Annotated in this window: 15 protein-coding genes; 10 read left to right on the forward strand and 5 right to left on the reverse strand. The window is 63.3% G+C overall.

The genetic code is table 11. From position 1 onward, the window contains the following. Positions 1–4 precede the first annotated feature (4 nt). Both AC5J09_RS24835 and AC5J09_RS24840 read right to left on the reverse strand, forming a co-directional pair. Positions 5–1,315, reverse strand: coding sequence for an ABC transporter substrate-binding protein (locus AC5J09_RS24835; protein WP_018095730.1), 1,311 nt, complete (start codon positions 1,313–1,315; stop codon positions 5–7). A 193-nt stretch (positions 1,316–1,508) separates the two neighbouring features. After that, entirely contained in the window at positions 1,509–2,462 is a 954-nt protein-coding gene (locus AC5J09_RS24840; protein WP_018095731.1) for a sugar-binding transcriptional regulator, read from the reverse strand. Positions 2,463–2,662: 200 nt separating this feature from the next. Between AC5J09_RS24840 and AC5J09_RS24845 the strand changes: the two genes are divergently transcribed. Then, positions 2,663–4,024, forward strand: coding sequence for an NAD(P)-dependent oxidoreductase (locus tag AC5J09_RS24845; RefSeq protein ID WP_494298768.1), 1,362 nt, complete (start codon positions 2,663–2,665; stop codon positions 4,022–4,024). Between the two features lie 31 nt (positions 4,025–4,055). After that, the gene (gene preA, locus AC5J09_RS24850) at positions 4,056–5,369 is read left to right on the forward strand and encodes an NAD-dependent dihydropyrimidine dehydrogenase subunit PreA (RefSeq protein WP_026168674.1); all 1,314 of its coding nucleotides are present in this window, start codon (positions 4,056–4,058) and stop codon (positions 5,367–5,369) included. Positions 5,370–5,432: 63 nt separating this feature from the next. Here the strand turns inward: preA and AC5J09_RS24855 are convergent, their stop codons facing one another. Continuing rightward, on the reverse strand, positions 5,433–6,455 hold the full coding sequence (locus tag AC5J09_RS24855) for a zinc-dependent alcohol dehydrogenase family protein (RefSeq protein WP_324762168.1): 1,023 nt from the start codon (positions 6,453–6,455) through the stop codon (positions 5,433–5,435). A gap of 104 nt (positions 6,456–6,559) precedes the next feature. On the opposite strand from AC5J09_RS24855, the gene AC5J09_RS24860 reads away from it, so the two are divergent. Both AC5J09_RS24860 and cyaC read left to right on the forward strand, forming a co-directional pair. After that, positions 6,560–7,459 carry a LysR family transcriptional regulator gene (locus AC5J09_RS24860; protein ID WP_494298769.1) on the forward strand — a complete coding sequence of 300 codons (900 nt, stop codon included), beginning with the start codon at positions 6,560–6,562 and terminating at the stop codon, positions 7,457–7,459. A 149-nt stretch (positions 7,460–7,608) separates the two neighbouring features. Further along, on the forward strand, positions 7,609–9,282 hold the full coding sequence (gene cyaC / locus AC5J09_RS24865) for an adenylate cyclase CyaC (protein ID WP_494298770.1): 1,674 nt from the start codon (positions 7,609–7,611) through the stop codon (positions 9,280–9,282). A gap of 1 nt (position 9,283) precedes the next feature. Here the strand turns inward: cyaC and rutR are convergent, their stop codons facing one another. Further along, positions 9,284–9,925 (reverse strand): HTH-type transcriptional regulator RutR, encoded by a 642-nt coding sequence (gene rutR / locus AC5J09_RS24870; RefSeq protein ID WP_003525590.1) that lies wholly within the window; start codon positions 9,923–9,925, stop codon positions 9,284–9,286. Positions 9,926–10,201: 276 nt separating this feature from the next. On the opposite strand from rutR, the gene AC5J09_RS24875 reads away from it, so the two are divergent. Both AC5J09_RS24875 and hydA read left to right on the forward strand, forming a co-directional pair. Then, entirely contained in the window at positions 10,202–11,452 is a 1,251-nt protein-coding gene (locus tag AC5J09_RS24875; RefSeq protein WP_494298771.1) for a Zn-dependent hydrolase, read from the forward strand. Positions 11,453–11,532: 80 nt separating this feature from the next. Continuing rightward, positions 11,533–12,987 (forward strand): dihydropyrimidinase, encoded by a 1,455-nt coding sequence (gene hydA / locus AC5J09_RS24880; RefSeq protein ID WP_324762170.1) that lies wholly within the window; start codon positions 11,533–11,535, stop codon positions 12,985–12,987. A gap of 66 nt (positions 12,988–13,053) precedes the next feature. Here the strand turns inward: hydA and AC5J09_RS24885 are convergent, their stop codons facing one another. After that, the gene (locus AC5J09_RS24885) at positions 13,054–13,467 is read right to left on the reverse strand and encodes a cupin domain-containing protein (RefSeq protein WP_100671894.1); all 414 of its coding nucleotides are present in this window, start codon (positions 13,465–13,467) and stop codon (positions 13,054–13,056) included. Positions 13,468–13,588: 121 nt separating this feature from the next. Here AC5J09_RS24885 and AC5J09_RS24890 point away from each other — a divergent pair, with 121 nt between their 5' ends. From AC5J09_RS24890 to AC5J09_RS24905, 4 genes are all read left to right on the forward strand, one after another. After that, positions 13,589–14,380 (forward strand): ABC transporter ATP-binding protein, encoded by a 792-nt coding sequence (locus tag AC5J09_RS24890; RefSeq protein WP_026168675.1) that lies wholly within the window; start codon positions 13,589–13,591, stop codon positions 14,378–14,380. Positions 14,381–14,492: 112 nt separating this feature from the next. Beyond that, a complete protein-coding gene (locus AC5J09_RS24895; RefSeq protein WP_494298772.1) occupies positions 14,493–14,651 on the forward strand; it encodes a hypothetical protein in 159 nt (52 codons plus the stop codon). A 2-nt stretch (positions 14,652–14,653) separates the two neighbouring features. Further along, the gene (locus AC5J09_RS24900; protein ID WP_494298773.1) at positions 14,654–15,538 is read left to right on the forward strand and encodes an ABC transporter permease; all 885 of its coding nucleotides are present in this window, start codon (positions 14,654–14,656) and stop codon (positions 15,536–15,538) included. Next, complete coding sequence (locus AC5J09_RS24905) at positions 15,535–16,404, forward strand: ABC transporter permease (protein WP_324762173.1); 870 nt, start codon at positions 15,535–15,537, stop codon at positions 16,402–16,404. Before AC5J09_RS24900 ends, AC5J09_RS24905 begins: the two co-directional genes overlap by 4 nt. Positions 16,405–16,545: the final 141 nt, after the last annotated feature.

Consider the following 16,545-nt stretch of genomic DNA (forward strand, 5'->3'; position numbering starts at 1 on the left):
GAGCTCACTTGATGTAGCCGGCTTTGGTCATTTCGCGGGTCGACAGCTGCTGCGCGCTGGCAAGCGCCTGATCCACGCTCATCTGACCGGCCAGCGCCGCCGAGAACACCTGCCCGACCGCCGTGCCGAGACCCTGGAATTCCGGGATCGCGACGAACTGGACGCCGACATATGGCACCGGCTTCACCGCCGGGTTCTTCGGGTCGGCGGCATTGATCGAGTCCAGGGTCATCTTCGCGAAGGGGGCCGCCTTCTGGTACTCCGGGTTCTCATAGAGGGAGGTGCGGGTACCGGGAGGAACGTTCGCCCAGCCTTCCTTCTCGGCAACGAGCTTCAGATAATCCTTGCCCGTGGCCCAGGCGATGAACTTCTGCGCCGACTCGGCCTTCTGCGATCCCGCCGGAATGGCGAGATTCCAGGCCCAGAGCCAGTTGCCGCGCTTGCCAAGGCCGGTGTCGGGAGCGAGCGCGAAACCGACCTTGTCGGCAACGGTCGACTCCTTCGGATTGGTCACGAAGGAGGCGGCCACGGTCGCGTCGATCCACATGCCGCACTTGCCGGTCTGGAACAGCGACAGGTTCTCGTTGAAACCGTTGGACGAGGCGCCGGGCGGGCCTGCGTCATTCATCAGCTTGACGTAGAAGTCGAGTGTGTTCTTCCATTCCGGCTGATCGAACTGCGGCTTCCAGTTCTCGTCGAACCAGCGGGCGCCGAAGGCGTTTGCCGTGGCCGTCAGGAAAGCCATGTTCTCGCCCCAGCCGGCCTTGCCGCGCAGGCAGATACCGTAGATCTCGTTATCCTTGTCGGTGATCTTGCGGGCCGCATCGGCGATGAAATCCCAGGTCGGCGCATCGGGCATGCTAAGCCCGGCCTTCTCGAACAGGTCCTTGCGGTACATGACCATCGAGCTCTCGCCGTAGAACGGTGCTGCATATAGCTTACCGTCGATCGTCAGGCCGCTGCGGATCGCCGGCAGAAGGTCGTCGACGTCGTATTCGGGACCGAGATTGTCGAGCGGCAGGAGCCAGCCCTGCTTCGCCCAGATCGGCACTTCATACGTGCCGATCGTCATGATGTCGTACTGACCGCCCTTGGTCGCGATGTCGGTCGTGACCCGCTGGCGCAGCACGTTTTCCTCGAGAGTGACCCACTCAAGCTGGATGTCGGGATTTTTCGACGTGAAATCGTCCGTCAGCTTCTGCATCCGGATCATGTCGCCATTGTTCACGGTGGCAATGGTCAGCGTCTCCGCTTGGGCCAGACCCGCCAGAGCGACTGCCGAGCACGTGCCCAGCAGGAAAGTTCTCAAATTCATCGACTTCCTCCCAGAAGAAATTGAGCATTTGCCTTGCTCGTGAGCAATTACTCACCGATTGAGACGAAATGTCAATCCGCATTTGTCGTTCCGGTGCGGCAGAGCAGCTAAGAAGATGTTTTAGCTTTGGATTTTTTACAGGGATTTCACGAGAACGACGCCGATGCCGCGGCCCCGCGGCCGGCTGCGCGATCTAGACGCGGAGCAGATAGTCGGCCGTAGCCTCATCGGTGACGAGACCGTTGATGATCCTGCCCTTGAGTGCGGCGCGCAGCGCCTCGTATTTGCGCCTGCCTTTGGCGATCCCGATGACCGACGCGCGGTCGCGCGGCGGCAGCGGAACCGAGGCGACGCGCTCATTGATGCTGTCGGGCAGGAGCACGCCTTCATGGTCGAACATCCAACCGCAGATCTCGCCGGCAGCGCCCGCGGCCATCAGCCGTGCCATTTCATCGCGAGCCAGGAACCCGTCTTCGCAAAGCGGCGCGTCGGGCCCCAGTTCGCCGACGCCCACGAAGGCGGCGTCGGCCTCGGCGCCGAGTTCCAGGGCGATCTGCACCAGGCTCTGCTTGTGCAGGACTTCGCGCTCTTCCGGCGAGGAGACGAGAACCGGCAAGGGCATGGGAAAATGCCGCGCCTTGATCGTATCCGCCATGCTGAAGATGACGTTGTAATAGGCAGCCGACCCGTCGAGCCGGATATTGCCGGTGAGCGAAACGATACGGTGCTGCGGGCATTCCATCGACGGAAGCTGGTCGATGGTCGCCTTCAGCGTCCGGCCCGTGCCGATCGCGAGCACCACGGGCTCGGCCGACTTCAGCCAGCGCTCGATTTCCGCCGCTCCGGCCTCGGCGATTCCGACGGTCGTGGATTGGGAACCGGGGTCGCTCGGAACGACGTCGACATGCTTGAGGTCGTATTTCTCCTTGAGACGCGCCGCCATTTCGAGGCAGGCGGCGATCGGATGGTCCAGGCGCACCTTGATCAGCCGCTCGGCCATGGCAAGCGACACGAGCCGTTGCGCCGATTGCCGCGAAATTCCCATGACCGACGCAATCTCGTCCTGCGTCCGGCCGGCGACATAATAGAGCCAGCCTGCGCGGGCTGCATCGTCCAGCCTGTTGCTGCTTTCCGCCTTGCGTGCCATCGATTGCCTCCCTTCCCCTTGATTTGCTGCCACTATTTTCCATGCGCTGTCAAACGGGGGGCGATATGCGGCGCGCCTTGGCACCGGCAAGGTCCGCTTTTCCAGGCTTTTGCAGCGGTTTGGAAGGAAATTTTACCGTTTGATAAAAAAATAAAGCGTGTTACCGTTCCGTCATCCTGAGAAAACATTGGGAGCCAAAAATGGGAACGACGCAATCTGGGATTCTCGGCGGGCGGCTGCCGCTTGCCGAGTACGAAGCCAATTTCTCCGACCTTCATGCGCCACTCGACAGGCACGAGGCGCTGGTCGCCGCGGACCGCTGTTATTTCTGTCATGACGCGCCCTGCATGACTGCCTGTCCCACCTCCATCGACATCCCGCTCTTCATTCGCCAGATCGCGACGGGCAATCCGATCGGCTCGGCGAAAACGATCTTCGACCAGAACATACTTGGTGGCATGTGCGCCCGCGTCTGTCCCACCGAAACGCTCTGCGAAGAGGCCTGTGTCCGCAACACGGCCGAGGAGCGGCCGGTCGAAATCGGCCGCCTGCAGCGCTACGCGACCGACATCGCAATGCGGGAGAACAAGCAATTCTATACACGCGCCGCTCGTTCCGGCCGCAGGGTCGCCGTCGTCGGCGCCGGGCCGGCGGGGCTCGCCTGCGCGCATCGGCTGGCCGTAAAAGGCCACGACGTGGTGATCTACGACGCGCGCGAAAAATCCGGCGGCCTCAACGAATACGGCATCGCCGCCTATAAGGCGGTCGACGACTTCGCCCAGAAAGAGGTCGAATACGTGCTTTCGGTCGGCGGCATCGAGGTCAGCCACGGCAAGGCGCTCGGCCGCGACTTCTCCCTTGCCGATCTGGCGGAAGAATTCGATGCCGTCTTTCTCGGCCTCGGTCTTGCCGGTGTCAATGCACTGCGGATCGAAGGCGAGAATGCCCAAGGCGTCGAGGATGCCGTCGACTTCATTGCCGCACTTCGCCAGTCGAAGACAAAGGCCGACATTCCGGTCGGCCGGCGCGTCGTGGTTCTCGGCGGCGGCATGACTGCGATCGACGCGGCGGTCCAGGCGAAGCTGCTCGGCGCCGAGGAAGTGACGATCTGCTATCGCCGCGGCAAGGAGCACATGAACGCCTCGGAATTCGAACAGGATCTCGCGGCTTCCAAGGGCGTCACCATCCGCCACTGGCTGCAGCCGAAGCGCATCGCCGTCAAGGACGGCAAGGTCGCCGGCATCGAACTCGACTACACCACGCTAGAGAACGGTAGGCTGACGACGACCGGCGAGACCGGAATCATTGCCGCCGACCAGATCTTCAAGGCCATCGGCCAGACCTTCGAGGCCTCCGGCCTCGGTGCGCTACGCATGGAAAGCGGACGCATCGTCGTCGATGCGGAAGGGCGCACCTCGCTCGACAAGGTCTGGGCCGGCGGTGACTGCGTGCTCGGGGGCGAGGACCTCACCGTTTCCGCCGTCGCGATGGGACGCGATGCCGCCGGATCGATCGACCGGGCTTTCGCCGCGGCTCAGCCGCTGGCGAGCGCCGTTGCTTGAAAAGCAGAACAGGATCGAGAGGACGAGAACAATGGCTGATCTTCGCAACAATTTTGTCGGCATCAAATCCCCGAACCCGTTCTGGCTCGCCTCGGCGCCGCCGACGGACAAGGCCTACAACGTCGAGCGCGCCTTCAAGGCAGGCTGGGGCGGCGTCGTCTGGAAGACCCTGGGTGAGGAAGGACCGCCCGTTGTCAATGTCAACGGCCCGCGCTACGGCGCGATCTGGGGCGCCGACCGGCGGCTGCTGGGTTTCAACAATATCGAACTCATTACCGACCGCGATCTCTATGTGAACCTGCGCGAAATGAAGCAGGTGAAGATGAACTGGCCGGACCGCGCCCTGATCGCCTCGATCATGGTGCCTTGCGAGGAGAACGCCTGGAAGGCGATCCTGCCGCTGGTCGAGGAGACAGGCGCCGACGGCATCGAGCTCAATTTCGGCTGTCCGCACGGCATGTCCGAGCGCGGCATGGGCTCGGCGGTCGGCCAGGTGCCGGAATATATCGAGATGGTGGTGCGCTGGTGCAAGCAATATACGCGCATGCCGGTCATCACCAAGCTGACGCCGAACATCACGGACATCCGCAAGCCCGCCCGCGCTGCCAAGGCCGGCGGCACCGACGCGGTATCGCTGATCAACACGATCAACTCGATTACCGGGGTCAATCTCGACACTTTCTCGCCGGAGCCCTCGATCGACGGCCGCGGCAGCCATGGCGGGTATTGCGGCCCGGCGGTGAAGCCGATCGCGCTCAACATGGTGGCCGAGATCGCCCGTGATCCCGAGACCCACGGCCTGCCGATTTCCGGCATCGGCGGCGTGACCACCTGGCGGGATGCGGCGGAATTCATGGTGCTCGGGGCCGGCAACGTGCAGGTCTGCACGGCGGCGATGACCTATGGCTTCAAGATCGTCCAGGAGATGATTACGGGCCTCTCCGACTGGATGGACGCCAAGGGCCATCGGTCGCTCGACGACATCAGCGGCCGTGCCGTCCCGAACGTCACCGACTGGCAATATCTCAACCTCAACTATATCGCCAAGGCGAAGATCGATCAGGACGCCTGCATCAAATGCGGCCGCTGTCATATCGCCTGCGAGGACACTTCGCATCAGGCGATCACCCAATTCGTCAATGGCGTGCGTCATTTCGAGGTGATCGAGGAGGAATGCGTCGGCTGCAACCTCTGCGTCAATGTCTGCCCGGTGGAGAACTGCATCACCATGGAGCCGCTCGCGGCCGGCACGCTCGACCGGCGCACCGGGAAACCGGTCGACCCGAACTACGCCAACTGGACGACCCATCCGAATAACCCGATGGCCCGCCAGGCCGCCGAGTGAAGACATACAAGTCGGACCGGAGGGCCGCCGGCATCGCCGGCGGCCCTCCGGTATTCTATCGCGTCAAAACTCTATCACCACCTTGCCGAAGGGGCCGCGGTCGAGATGCGCGAGGGCCTCGGGGACCTCGGTGAACTTGTAACGGCTGTCGATGACGGGCTTCAGTCCAAGGCGATCGACGGCCCCGACCAGATCTTCGAGTGCTCTGCGGTGACCGACGCTGATACCCTGCACGACGGGAGACTTCAGGAGAAGCGGCCCGACGGGACCTGAGACCTCGAAGCCCTCGAGCACGCCGATCACCGAGATGCGCCCGTCCGGCGCGACTGCCTTCAGGGACTGGCCGAGCCCGGCGCCGCCGGCGATCTCCAGAATGTGGTCGGCCCCATGGTCCCCGGTCAGCGCATAGACGCGCTCCACCCAGTCCTCCTCCAGGCGATTTATGCCGTGATCGGCACCGAGCGCAAAAGCCCGATCGAGCTTTTCGCGGCTGCTCGAGGTCACGATGACCTCGGCTCCGGTCGCCTTGGCGATTTGCAGCCCGAACAGCGCAACGCCGCCGGTGCCCTGCACGACGACACGGTCGCCCGCCCGCAGATGCCCCTTCTCGACAAGAGCGAACCAGGCGGTCAGGCCCGCACAGGGCAAGGTACTCGCCTCCGCCGCGTCGAGGCTCTTCGGCGCTGCGACGAACCAGCCTTCAGGGAAAACCACATATTCGGACAGGACGCCCGGATGCGCCCCTCCGAGCGTCTGATAGGCAGGCGTCCTGCCGGTGCCGGGTCGTAAGCCGTCAAGCCAACCGGGGGCGAAGGTGGAGATCACGCGATCGCCCGGCTGGAAGCGTGTCACGCTCTTGCCGACGGCCTCGACCACTCCGCTCATATCCGAGGCCGGCACGAAGGGGAAAGCGAGATCGAGCCCCATGCCGGTCTCCAGTACCAGCTTGTCGCGATAGTTGAGCGATACGGCAAGCGTTCGCACGAGTATATCGTGCTCGCCGACCTCCGGCACCGGCCGTTCGGCACGCTTGAGATTGTGGGGGCCCACCGTCTGCGTGCTCCATTCCTGCATCCATTTGGACATGCTCGTTCCTTTTCATCCGTTGCGGTGAAGCGAGCATACTGTTGAACATTCGTCTTCGGTTGCGATATGATTTCCCATCATTGGTTCCCAGGAGGACGCAATTCGTGGAGCGCTTCAACGGCATTTCAGTTTTCGTGGAAGTTGCCGATGCCGGCGGCTTTTCCGCCGCCGGCGCGCGACTCAACCTTTCGCGCTCGGCCGTGGGCAAGACGGTATCCCGGCTCGAACGACGGCTCGGCGTGCGCCTCTTCCATCGCACCACACGGACGCAGAGTCTTACCGAAGAAGGGCAGCTCTTCTACGAGAGCTGCCAAAAAGCGCTGGGCGAAATCAGAACGGCCGAAGACCTCCTCGAATCCGGGAAGCGGGAAATTCGCGGCCGCCTGCGCATCTCGATGCCGGTCCTCTTCGGCCGCCAATGCGTGGCGCCGCTGCTTCGCGACCTGTTGCGGGCGCATCCCCGTCTGGAACTCGATCTCTCCTTCAACGACCGGGTCGTGGACCTTCTCGACGAAGGCTTCGATCTCGCCATCCGCAACAGCCCGCTCGGCAACGGCTCCGGCCTGATGATGCGCACGGTGGCGGAACAGCGGATGACCGTCTGCGCCTCCCCTGCCTATCTTGAAATGCACGGCACGCCGAGAACGGTGGCCGAACTCGCAGCACATGAAGGCATCGTCTACGCCCGTGGAGGCGAGCCGCTATCCTGGTCCTTTCCATCCGACGGCAAAGCGGCCGAAATCGTGCTGCCGCAAACGCGGCTGAGGCTCGATGATCTCGCCGCGATCGCCGATGCGGCTTCCGCCGGGCACGGCCTTGCCTGGCTGCCTTGCTGGCTGGTGCGCGAGCGCGTGCAGAAAGGCGAGCTTGTCCGCGTCCTCACCGACCGCCCCGGGCTGATCTTCAAGGCGCATGCGGTCTGGCCGCGAACGCAGCACATGCTGCCGAAACTGCGGGTGGTGATCGACAAACTCGCCGCAGGATTGCCGCGCATCATGGAGTAGGACGGCATGGGAGATGCGCACTCCGCGCAAGACCCGAAAAGCGAAACAATTCGTTTAGAAAACGTAAGTTGCCGGCATCGGTGATCTGGTTAATAAGGAGGACATTGACGCGAGCCTGTTTCGAGGCCGCCAGACCCAGGCAAGATTGTTTGACGATCCTATCCGCCAGCACGCGCAAGAAGATGCACCTGATTTCGGGGGCTGTGCTCGGCGTCTTTGTGCTCCTCCATTTCTCGAACCATGCGCTCGGCCTGGTGTCGATCGGAGCCATGGAAACGGGCCGGCGGCTCTTCACCTCGGTTTGGCAGAGCATCCCCGGAACGGCCCTCCTCTACGGCGCGTTGTTGCTGCATTTCCTGATGGCGCTCGACAGTCTCTACCGGCGGCAAACCTTCCGGATGCCTGTCGGCGAAGCCCTGAAGATCATCTTCGGCCTGAGCCTGCCCTTTCTGCTCATTCCTCACGTTGTCGCCGCCCGCGTGGAGCCGCTTCTTTCAGGTGTTTACCCCGACTACCCCGCAATCCTGCGCACTCTCTGGTCAAGCTCGTTCAACACCTCTCGCCAGTCGCTTGCACTCATCGTCGTCTGGGGTCACGCCTGCCTTGGTGCCTGGTTCTGGATGCGCGGCCGCGCCTGGTTTCCGAAGTACGAAACGCTGCTCTATACCGTCGCCCTGCTGGTGCCGATCTTCGCACTGCTCGGCTTCGTCAACGGCGCCCGATCGCTGGAGCGCGACTACGCCGAACATGGCGGTTATGGCGACAGGGCCTATGCCAGCGAGGCACCTCGCGTCGACCCTGCCCTCCTCGATAGGATCAGGCTGGCATTCTATGGCGCCTTCGCAAGCCTGATCGGCGGCACCCTCGTTCTGCGCGCCCTGCCGGCGCGCGGCCGTATTCGCATTCGTTATCCGGACGGCCGGGTCGCTGCCGTCAGCCTCGGCTTCAGCGTTCTGGAGGCGAGTCGGGCGGCTGGAATCCCGCATGTGTCCGTCTGCGGCGGACGCGGCCGCTGCTCGACCTGTCGCGTGCGGATAACGCAGGGGCTCGAAGGCCAACCGACGCCGGAAGCCGCAGAACTCGCGACGCTGACCCGCATCGGCGCTCCCGAGAACGTACGCCTCGCCTGCCAGTTCCGCCCCGTGCACAATGTGAGCGTCGTGCCCATCCTCGACACCGACAGCCTCGGGATCAAGACGCAGCTTGCCCGCCAGAACGCCGGCGGACGCGAGCGCCGCGTCGCAGTGCTCTTCTGCGACCTGCGTGATTTCACCCGCATCGCCGAACACCGGCTGCCCTACGACACGGTCTTTCTGCTCAACCGCTACTTCGAGGTCGTCGGCGAAGCCGTCGAAAGTTCCGGTGGCGTCGTCGACAAGTTCATCGGCGACGGGGCGCTCGCGATCTTCGGACTGAAGGCCCCTCTGCCGGAGGCCTGCCGCCAGGCCCTCTCGGCCGCCGCCCGCTTGTCGCAAGGAATCCGGGCGCTCAACCAGACTTTCGAAGGGGAGCTCGAGCAGCCGCTGAGGCTCGCCATCGGCCTTCACGCGGGGCCGGCAATCATCGGCGAAATGGGCTACGGCCAGGCAACCTCGCTCACGGTCGTCGGCGACACGATCAACACCGCGAGCCGACTGGAAGGCCTCGCGAAGGAGCACGACGTCGAGCTTGCCGTTTCGGCCGAACTGGTCGAGCGCGCGGGTTTGAGCTTCGAGGGCCACAGACGGCTCGAAATCAGCCTGCGGGGCCGCAAGGCAACGCTTGAAACCTGGATCATCGGTGACGCCGCGCAGCTCTCCCGATCCCTGCCCACAGCCGGATAGGCTACTCCCGCACCTGCAGCCCGTCGACGAATAGCCGCTCGAGAAAGCGCGCGGCGTCCTCGAAGCGCCCTTCGCCGGCATTCTCCTGGCCGAGCACGGCGCGCACCTGAACGTCGAAGTCGGCATAATGCTGCGTCGTCGACCAGATGGCGAAGATGAGGTGATAAGGGTCGCATTTTGCGATCTTGCCGGCCTTGGCCCAGCTGCGGATAACCTCGGCCTTCTCGTCCACCAATTGCTTCAGCGGACCCTTGAGCTCGTCCACGATACGCGGGGCGCCCTGCAGGACCTCGTTGGCGAACAGCCGGCTTTCGCGCGGGAAGTCGCGCGCCATTTCGAGCTTGCGCCGGATATAGCTGCGGATCTCGGCGACCGGGTTGCCCTCGGCATCGAACGCGCGCAGAGGATCGAGCCAGGTGTCGAGAACGCGGTCTATCAGCGCGCGATGCATCGCCTCTTTGGTGCGGAAATAATAGAGCAGGTTCGGCTTCGACATGCCCGCCACGTCAGCGATCTGATCGATCGTCGACCCGCGAAAGCCGTTTGCGGAAAACACCTCCAGCGCCGCCTCGAGGATCTGCTCCTCCTTCTCCTCCTGAATGCGCGTGCGCCTCTGGGTTCTAGCCGCTCTCGGAAGTACCATCTCGTCCCCTGTCCAAGTCCCCAGCGAAAGACGTCGGCACAATTTGCCCAATATTCGGACGCGCCGATTTCTTGAGCAGTAACTCCTGTTTTTTTCTTTTTCCGGCTTGAGTGCCGCCACGGAAGTTGTAATGTTTACCAACCGGTCAAATTATCAGTCAGATTGCCGACAAAGGCAACGCCTGATCGAAGGGCATCACAACAAGGCCCCGATTCGGCCGACGGGAACATGAGGGCTATCCCGGGGAGGGACTGGCCGACAATAGAGGAGAACGCCATGGCAGCACCTGGCGAGAATAGGCGCGTCAATGCCGACCGTCTATGGGATTCGTTGATGGAAATGGCGAAGATCGGCCCCGGCGTTGCCGGCGGCAACAACCGCCAGACGTTGACGGATGCGGACGGCGAAGGTCGCCGGCGTTTCCAGTCCTGGTGCGAAGAGGCGGGGCTCTCCATGGGTGTCGACAAGATGGGCACCATGTTCCTCACCCGACCCGGTACGGATCCGGATGCGCTGCCCGTCCACATCGGCTCGCATCTCGACACACAGCCGACCGGCGGCAAGTTCGACGGGGTCCTCGGCGTCCTGAGCGGCCTCGAGGCCGTACGCACGATGAATGACCTCGGCATCAAGACGAAGCACCCGATCGTCGTGACCAACTGGACCAATGAGGAAGGCGCGCGCTTTGCGCCTGCCATGCTCGCATCCGGCGTCTTTGCCGGGGTCCATACCCTCGAATACGCCTATGCCCGCAAGGATCCCGAAGGAAAGAGCTTCGGCGATGAACTGAAGCGCATCGGCTGGCTTGGCGATGAAGAGGTCGGCGCGCGCAAGATGCACGCCTATTTCGAATACCACATCGAGCAGGGACCTATCCTCGAGGCCGAGGACAGGCAGATCGGCGTCGTCACGCACTGTCAGGGTCTTTGGTGGCTGGAGTTCACGCTGACCGGCAGGGAAGCACACACCGGCTCGACGCCGATGGACATGCGCGTCAATGCGGGCCTCGCAATGGCGCGGATCCTCGAAATGGTCCAGACCGTCGCCATGGAGAACCAGCCGGGCGCCGTCGGCGGCGTCGGCCAGATGTTCTTTTCGCCCAATTCGCGCAACGTCCTGCCCGGCCAAGTGGTGTTCACCGTCGACATCCGCTCGCCCGATCAGGCCAAACTGGACGGCATGCGCGCCCGGATCGAAGCCGAAGCGCCAAAAATCTGCGAGCGGCTCGGCGTCGGCTGTTCCATCGAGGCGGTCGGGCATTTCGATCCCGTCACCTTCGACCCCAAACTGGTCGAGACGGTACGCGGGGCCGCCGAGAAGCTCGGCTACAGTCACATGAATCTCGTTTCCGGCGCCGGACACGATGCCTGCTGGGCCGCAAAGGTCGCGCCGACCACGATGATCATGTGCCCCTGCGTCGGCGGGCTCAGCCATAACGAGGCGGAGGACATCTCCAGGGAATGGGCCGCGGCCGGCGCGGACGTCCTGTTCCACGCCGTGCTCGAGACGGCGGAGATCGTGGAATGAGTTTTGCGGGCGGGACGGTGGTTCCGCCCTTTTTCGTGGTGGCCTGAGCCGCCGAAGGCACCTTCCAGGGAAACGAACCAATGAGCACTGTCATCAAGGGTGGAACCATCGTCACGGCCGACCTGACTTACAAGGCCGATTTAAAGGTGGAAGGCGGCAAGATCGTCGAAATCGGACCGAATCTCTCCGGCGCCGAAACGCTCGACGCCACCGGCTGCTACGTGATGCCGGGCGGCATCGACCCGCATACGCATCTCGAAATGCCTTTCATGGGCACCTATTCCTCCGACGATTTCGAAAGCGGGACCCGCGCGGCACTCGCCGGCGGCACCACGATGGTCGTCGATTTCGCGCTCCCCTCGCCCGGCCAGTCGCTGCTTGAGGCGCTCACCATGTGGGACAACAAGTCGACGCGCGCCAACTGCGATTATTCCTTCCACATGGCGATCACCTGGTGGGGCGAGCAGGTCTTCGACGAGATGGAGACGATCGTAAAGGAAAAGGGCATCAACACCTTCAAGCACTTCATGGCCTACAAGGGCGCGCTGATGGTGGACGACGACGAGATGTTTTCCTCCTTCCAGCGCTGTGCGGCGCTCGGCGCGCTGCCGCTGGTCCACGCCGAAAACGGCGACGTGGTGGCGCAACTGCAGGCGAAGCTGCTGGCGGAAGGCAACAGCGGCCCGGAGGCACATGCCTATTCGCGGCCGGCGGAGGTCGAGGGAGAGGCCACCAACCGCGCGATCATGATCGCCGACATGGCCGGCTGTCCCGTCTACATCGTTCATACTTCGTGCGAACAGGCGCATGAAGCGATCCGGCGCGCCCGCGCCAAGGGCATGCGTGTCTTCGGCGAGCCCTTGATCCAGCACCTGACGCTCGATGAGACCGAATATTTCGACAAGGACTGGGACCACGCCGCCCGCCGGGTGATGTCGCCGCCTTTCCGCAACAAGCTTCACCAGGACAGCCTCTGGGCGGGGCTTGCCTCCGGTTCGCTCCAGGTGGTCGCGACCGACCATTGCGCCTTCACGACCGAGCAGAAGCGCTTCGGCGTCGGCGATTTCACCAGAATCCCGAACGGCACCGGCGGACTGGAAGACCGCATGCCGATGCTCTGGACCTATGGTGTTGCGACCGGCCGCATCACCATGAACGAATTCGTGGCGGTAACCTCCACCAACATCGCAAAGATACTGAATATCTATCCCAGGAAGGGAGCGATCCTCGTCGGCGCCGATGCGGACCTCGTCGTCTGGGACCCCAAGCGCTCCAAGACGATTTCGGCGAAGACGCAGCAATCGGCGATCGATTACAACGTCTTCGAGGGCAAGACGGTCACCGGTCTTCCGCGTTTCACGCTGACGCGCGGCGTGGTTTCGATCGAGGACGGAACCGTGAAGACCCGGGAGGGCCACGGCGAATTCGTCCGGCGTGATCCCTTCCCGGCGGTCAGCACCGCGCTTTCCACCTGGAAGGAAGTGACGGCGCCACGGGCGGTGCAGCGCAGCGGCATTCCCGCAAGCGGCGTCTGAGAGATGCCGCAACCTTATCGCATGCGAGAAACGGCGATCGCGCTGATGACTTTTCCCGGAATTGATCTAGGCGGGCACGAGCCCGTCGAGCTCGGGCAGCAGCACGACGCTCTCGTTTCCTTTCGGATCCGTCCGGGCGATCACCGCCGTGCAAGGGGCGTGCGAGAGGTTCGCCGGCAGGTGCGGCACGCCGGCGGGAATGTAGAGCATATCTCCGGCCCTGGTGATCACGTGTTCTTCGAGCCGCTCGCCGAACCAGGTATGCGCTTCGCCGGAGAGCACGTAGATCGCCGTTTCGTGGGTCTCGTGAAGATGCGCCTTGGCGCGCGCACCGGGCGGCATGGTCACGAGATGCATGCAGATGCCGGTGGAGCCGACCGTTTCCGCGGCGATACCCTCGAAATAATCGAGCCCCTGCTTGCCGGCAAAGGCATCGCCCGGGCGAACCACGCGACAGCCAGGATTGGGTGATCGAGACATGACCGTCCTCCAGAATACGCTGAAAAACCAGCAGCAGGCGACCTCGCCGGCAAATCCGCCATTGCATGTTGCGGGTCCGGATAGCAGTCTGACACAGGCAGTCGATAATGAGAATCCGTCCATGACATCCAATCCCGCCTCCGTGGTCTCGGCCCGGAACCTCGGTTTGACGTTCGAGACCAGCGACGGTCCGGTCAATGCACTCACCGGCGTGAATCTCGACGTGGTCAAGGGCGACTTCGTCTCCTTCATCGGCCCATCCGGCTGCGGCAAGACGACGTTTCTGCGCGTCATCGCCGATCTCGAAAAGGCGACGGCCGGTACCATTTCCGTCAACGGCATGACGCCGGAGGAGGCCCGCCGGCAGCGCGCCTATGGCTATGTCTTCCAAGCGGCCGCCCTTTATCCCTGGCGCACGATCGAAAAGAACATCGCGCTGCCGCTGGAGATCATGGGCTACTCCAGCGAGGACCGGAAGGCGCGGATCGAGCGGACGCTGGAACTCGTCAACCTCTCGGGCTTCGGAAAGAAATATCCCTGGCAGCTTTCCGGCGGCATGCAGCAGCGCGCGTCGATTGCCCGGGCGCTGGCCTTCGATGCCGATCTCCTGCTGATGGACGAGCCCTTCGGGGCGCTCGACGAGATCGTCCGCGACCATTTGAACGAACAACTCCTCAAACTCTGGGCGCGCACCAACAAGACCATCTGTTTCGTCACCCACTCCATTCCGGAGGCGGTCTACCTCTCGACCAAGATCATCGTCATGAGCCCCCGCCCGGGCCGCGTCACGGACGTGATCGAATCGACGCTGCCGAGGGAACGGCCGCTCGGCATTCGGGAAACGCCGGAATTCCTCGAGATCGCGCATCGCGTGCGCGAGGGCTTGAGAGCGGGGCACAGCTATGACGAGTAGCCGCCGGGCGGAGATGACCCCTCCCCAACCCCTCCCCACAAGGGGGAGAGGCTTAGCGGCGTGTGCCGCAACCGGTGCGGCAGGGTCGTCCTTCCCCCTTGTGGGGTGGGTGGTGAGCGAAGCGAACCGGGAGGGGTTTTCGGCACATTCGAACATCGACCCGAAGACCAGACAACCCGCGAAGAAGCTGCGCACGGAAATGACCAAAGCCGAAGCGGCGATGTGGAACATGCTGCGCGACCTGCGTCCGACGACTGGCGGGAGAGCGTGACCATGCGCGAGGAGAGCTTCCTTAAGGACAAACTGCTTCCCGTCTCCACGGTCGTTTTCCTGTTGATCGCCGGCTGGTACGTCGCAGCGGTTTTCCTGAACGCACCTTTTGAAAGAGATACCGCCGCGCGTGCCGGCACCGAGATCGGCTTATCCGAAATCCTCCGCAATACCATGGCCCAGGAACGCCCGGTGCTGCCCGCTCCGCATCAGGTGGTCGCCGAAATCTGGGATACGACTGCCAATAAGGCCATCACCTCGAAGCGCAGCCTCGTCTATCATGCCTGGATCACGCTTTCGGCCACTTTGCTCGGCTTCGGCATCGGCACGGTGCTCGGCGTGCTGCTGGCTGTCGGCATCGTCCACAACCGCGCAATGGACCGATCGCTCATGCCCTGGGTGATCGCCAGTCAGACCATCCCGATCCTGGCGATCGCGCCGATGATCATCGTCGTGCTCAACGCCATCGGGATTTCCGGCCTGCTTCCGAAGGCGCTGATTTCCACCTATCTTTCGTTCTTCCCGGTGGTCGTGGGCATGGTCAAGGGACTGCGCAGCCCCGAAACGATCCAGCTCGACCTGATGCACACCTATAACGCCTCGCCCGCCCAGACCTTCTGGAAGCTGCGCTGGCCCTCGTCCATGCCCTATCTCTTCACCTCGCTGAAGGTTGCCGTCGCGATCTCGCTCGTCGGCGCCATCGTCGGCGAGCTGCCGACCGGCGCAGTTGCCGGGCTCGGCGCACGCCTGCTCGCCGGGTCCTATTACGGACAGACCGTGCAGATCTGGGCGGCGCTGTTCATGGCTGCGGCACTCGCCGCGGTCCTCGTCATGATCGTCGGCCTGGCGCATACGACCGTCCTGAAGCGCATGGGGGCAAAACCATGAGTATTGCCGCTCTCGCCGGCGCCATCCTCTTCTGGCTCGCTGCCTGGGCCTTCAACGAATGGCTGGTCCGGCGTCAGTTCGCAAGCGACGCCGCAAACAACGCGGCACGACTTGCCGTGCCTCTCCTCTTCGGCATCACCATACTCGTCCTCTGGGAAGGCATCGTCCGCGGCTTCGCCGTCCCATCGGTGCTGTTGCCGGCGCCATCGATGATCTGGCAGCGGCTGATCAACTCGCTGCCGACACTCGCGGCCGATTTCCGGCAGACCTTCCTGAAGTCCGTGCTGACCGGTTACGCGCTCGGCTGCGGCCTCGGCTTCGTCGTCGCAATCCTCATCGACCGTTCGCCATTCCTGCAGAAAGGGCTGCTGCCGCTCGGCAATTTCGTCTCCGCCCTCCCCGTCATCGGTGTCGCCCCGATCATGGTCATGTGGTTCGGCTTCGACTGGCAGTCGAAAGTGGCGGTCGTCGTCATCATGACCTTCTTCCCGATGCTGGTGAACACGGTTTCTGGCCTTGCAGCCGCCAGCCACATGGAGCGCGATCTGATGCGCACCTATGCCGCATCCTGGTGGCAGACACTCGTCAAGCTCCGCTTGCCGGCCGCCTGGCCTTTTATTTTCAACGCTCTCAAGATTAACTCCACGCTGGCGCTGATCGGTGCGATCGTGGCCGAATTCTTCGGAACGCCCATTGTCGGCATGGGTTTCCGGATCTCCACGGAAGTGGGCCGCATGAACGTCGACATGGTCTGGGCCGAAATCGCCGTAGCGGCGGTGGCTGGCTCCGTCTTCTACGGGGTGGTCGCGCTCATCGAGCGCGCGGTCACGTTCTGGCATCCGTCCATCCGCAGTGGGCGAGCCTAGAGCACTTCCAGGAAAAGTGTGTAACGGTTTTCCGTCCGGAAGTGCGTTGGACCAAAGGGTTGGAGCATTTCAGTGTTTCCATGAAACATTGAAATGCTCCAGGGCACTTCCGGGAAAATGCGTAATGGCCTTCCCGGCCGA

This window comes from Sinorhizobium sp. (assembly GCF_059070375.1).